At 35.0% G+C, this 2,577-nt stretch carries 2 protein-coding genes and 2 pseudogenes; all 4 read left to right on the forward strand.

The annotated features are described in order from the left end of the window. Window positions 1-87 precede the first annotated feature (87 nt). A pseudogene (locus tag ACT8VG_RS09985) lies at window positions 88-423 on the forward strand ((d)CMP kinase); the annotation flags it as partial. Between the two features lie 11 nt (window positions 424-434). Beyond that, window positions 435-1,742 carry a ribosome biogenesis GTPase Der gene (der, locus tag ACT8VG_RS09990; RefSeq protein WP_117459621.1) on the forward strand — a complete coding sequence of 436 codons (1,308 nt, stop codon included), beginning with the start codon at window positions 435-437 and terminating at the stop codon, window positions 1,740-1,742. Window positions 1,743-1,832: 90 nt separating this feature from the next. After that, window positions 1,833-2,051: a hypothetical protein gene (locus ACT8VG_RS09995; RefSeq protein WP_244985257.1), complete on the forward strand. Its 219-nt coding sequence runs from the start codon at window positions 1,833-1,835 to the stop codon at window positions 2,049-2,051. Between the two features lie 334 nt (window positions 2,052-2,385). Then, a pseudogene (locus ACT8VG_RS10000) lies at window positions 2,386-2,577 on the forward strand (APC family permease); the annotation flags it as partial.

Genomic DNA, 2,577 nt, shown 5'->3' on the forward strand with positions numbered 1-2,577 from the left:
TTTGTAACTGCTGATATTCTTGTCAATTAAATTTGTGCATGTGGATGTAATGTTTCTGCTTATTCTTAGGTTAGTAGATATTTAGTAGCACAACAAAGAGAAATGGCCAAAGAAGGTGGCGTTATTCTTGATGGTAGAGATATTGGAACTGTCGTATTACCAAATGCAGAATTAAAAATTTACCAGGTAGCATCTATTGAATGTCGTGCTTTACGTCGTCATAATGAAAACTTAAGTCGTGGATTGAATTCTGATCTTGATGAAATCAAGAAGGAAGTGGCTGCGCGTGATGAAGCAGATATGACACGTGAGATTTCTCCATTGAAGAAAGCAGATGATGCGATTGAAATTGATACTTCAGATATGACTATTGACGAAGTTGTTGCTCATATTATGAATTTAGTTGAAGAAAAGACTCAATAAGGAGGCGAAATATGAAAAAAGGTATTGTTGCGATTGTAGGTCGTGCAAATGTAGGGAAGTCTACATTATTTAACCGTATTATTGGTGAACGTGTTTCTATTGTAGAAGACGTACCAGGTGTTACAAGAGACCGTATTTATGCGAAAGCAAGCTGGCTTACAAAAGAATTTAGAATTATTGATACCGGTGGTATTGAATTAAAGAATGCTGATTTTAGAGAACAGATCAAGACTCAGGCTGAGATTGCGATTGAAGAAGCTGATGTTATTATCTTTGTAGTTAATGGACGTGAAGGTTTAACAAGTGAAGATAACTTTGTTGCAAGAATGCTTCAGAAGTCGGGTAAACCTGTACTTTTAGCTGTGAATAAGATTGATGATGTCGCGTTTAGAGACAATATTTATGATTTCTATAGCTTAGGTATTGGTGAACCAATTCCTGTATCTAGTGCTCATGGTATTGGTGTAGGGGATCTTCTTGATGAAGTCATTAGAGTACTTCCAGATGAAGAAGATGAATTTGAAGAAGATGAAATCAAGGTGTCTATTATTGGTAGACCAAATGTAGGTAAATCTTCTTTGACTAATGCAATCCTAGGTGAAGACCGTGTTATTGTTTCTAATATTGAAGGAACAACAAGAGATGCCATTGATACAGCATTTGAAAAAGATGGTTATAAGTATAGAATCATCGATACAGCAGGCATGCGTAAAAAGGGTAAAGTTTATGAGAATATTGAAAAATATTCAGTACTACGTGCTTTAAAGGCTGTAGAACAGAGTGATGTTATTCTTTGTGTTGTCGATGGTGAAAGAGGTATTATTGAACAGGATAAGCATGTAGCTGGTTATGCACATGAATTAGGTAAATCTGTTGTTTTAGTTGTTAATAAGTGGGATGCTGTCACTAAAGATGAAAAGACAATGGCTAAGATGGAAAAGACTTTAAGAGAACAGTTCAAGTATCTTGACTATGCACGTATTGCCTTTGTCAGTGCTTTAAAGAAACAGCGTATTAATACATTATTTGATTTAATTGTAGAAGCATACATGAATGCTCATAAACGTGTGACTACAAGTGTATTAAATGATGTTATTGTAGATGCTCAGGCAATGAATCCTACAACTACATTTGAAGGTGGAAGACTTAAGATTTATTATGCCAACCAGGTTGCTGTACAGCCACCAACATTTGTATTATTTGTAAATGATCCTAAGTTCATGCATTTCTCATATAAGCGTTATCTAGAAAACTGCTTAAGAGATCGTTTTGGATTTGAAGGAACTCCAATCCATATTATTTGTAGAAAAAGAGACTAAACTGACCATAAAAGGTCAGTTTTTTTGCGCGATGAAATCATCCTCGTAGACGCGAGTCAGACGGGTATACAGTGGAGCAGCGCTGAACATTTGATCAGCTATCCAACAGCGTATAGATATGCGATTGCTCTTAACTACAATACGGCTTGTACACCTGGTGCTGGTAGTGCTATTTTCCTACATTGTTCAACAGGTGGGGCAACAGCTGGATGTATCAGTGTATCTTCAAGTGATATGATTCGTATATTAAAGATGATTCAAGGTGATACTTTGATTGGAATATATCAGAATAAAAGCAGCTTATATTAATAGCTAAATAATAGTAGTCAGATAAGTGAAGTAATTTAGTATTGTAGATTATAAGGAGGATTATAATGAAAATCCTCCTTTTTCTGTGGTATTTATTAAAGAGAGTACTTTAAAATTTCATTTCATTCATTTACTTGACTAAAAGAAATGTAAGTGCTAACATTTAAATATGTGAGTGATATCATTTCAATTGAATAGTTGATTGTGAGATTATGTGAAGGGACTTATCTCATATCATGTATGATTTTCTGGTATCTCTTTGAGAGAACATTTTTTTTTGCAGTAATCATGCTTCTCAGCTATTCCCAATTACAATTATGGAGGAGGTTGTTTTATGGACAACAAAGAAAGCAAGGGTGGCTTAAATAAAAGTCTTAAGCTGATTTTCGTTTACACCGTTGCAACAGGTTCTATCTTTACATTTGTAAACTATTGGGACTCTGTATTCTATGGTTATTGTGGAAGTGGGACATTCCTCGCATTCGCACTTATGACTGTAGCTATTTTGCCAGTCGCACTTGTATAT

It is taken from the genome of Catenibacterium sp. (assembly GCF_052354645.1).
In the GTDB taxonomy this organism is placed as follows: domain Bacteria; phylum Bacillota_I; class Bacilli_A; order Erysipelotrichales; family Coprobacillaceae; genus Catenibacterium; species Catenibacterium mitsuoka_A.

Coding starts and splice junctions, on each gene's coding strand:
- der (WP_117459621.1), top strand. CDS start 435: ATGAAAAAAGGTATTGTTGCGATTGTAGGTCGTGCAAATGTAGGGAAG.